Annotated in this window: 1 protein-coding gene; it reads left to right on the forward strand. The window is 62.5% G+C overall.

All coding sequences use genetic code 11. The features are described from left to right. Positions 1–1120 (forward strand): AAA family ATPase (locus PDO_RS15345; protein ID WP_037074352.1); only part of this gene is annotated, 1120 nt, incomplete at both ends.

The raw sequence follows: 1120 nt of genomic DNA on the forward strand, positions 1-1120 counted from the left end.
ATCGAGCCACCGGGCATATGGGCGTGCATGCCACACAGATTGAACGGCAGGGCGGGGAGGTGTCTCGCAATCGCTTGGATGAGGAAGCAGCGAAGCGCAATGCCGATCTGATCCGAGAAAAGCCGGAACAGGTGCTGACGCTGATCACCGGCGAGAAGAGCGTGTTCGACCGGCATGATATTGCCCGAACGCTGCATCGCTATATCAACGACGATGCGCAGACGTTTCAGAATGCGTTTGCAAAAGTGATGGCATCGCCGGCGCTGGTCGAGCTTCAGCCGGAGCGGATGGATGCTGCGACAGGTGAGATCGAGCGGGCGCGGTATTCGACCCGGGAAATGGTCGGGATCGAATCCGGCATGGTGCAAGCCGCCGAGCGATTGCACCAGGCGCAAAGTCATGGCGTCGATCGCCGACATGTCGAACGCGCGATGAGCCGTCAGGATAATGCCATTCGTTCCAGCGTTATTAGCGACACGGTCGGCAAGGTCGAGCGCGGGGAAATTGATGCCGGTGAGCGGGATCGTCGCATAAGCGAAGCGCGGCTTTCGGATGAGCAGCGGGCGGCGATCGAGCACATCACCGGGCCGGAGCGGATTTCTGCGGTCGTTGGTTATGCCGGGGCCGGCAAGAGCACGATGCTTGCCGCTGCACGTGAGGCATGGGAGGCCCAGGGCTATCAGGTTCACGGCGCGGCTCTATCGGGTAAGGCGGCCGAGGGGCTGGAGGAGTCGTCCGGCATCCAGAGCCGCACTCTGGCGTCCTGGGAATACCACTGGAAGTCGAGTGTCGACGGCAGGTCTTCACGCGATCAGCTTGGCAGCAGGGATGTGTTCGTCATCGACGAGGCCGGCATGGTTGGAAGCCGGCAACTCGCTGGCTTCGTCAGAGAGGTCGAGAGGTCCGATGCAAAGATTGTCCTGGTCGGCGACCATGAGCAGCTGCAAGCGATCGGGGCAGGCGCGCCGTTCCGCGCGATCGCCGAGCAGATCGGCCATGCCGAGCTCTCCGAGATCCGTCGGCAGAATGAACCATGGCAGCGCGAGGCGTCGGTGGCCTTTGCCACCCATCGCACGGGCGAGGGTCTGGCAGCCTACCGGGACAATGGCAACATCCACTT

The organism is Rhizobium sp. PDO1-076 (assembly GCF_000247475.1).
GTDB lineage: Bacteria > Pseudomonadota > Alphaproteobacteria > Rhizobiales > Rhizobiaceae > Allorhizobium.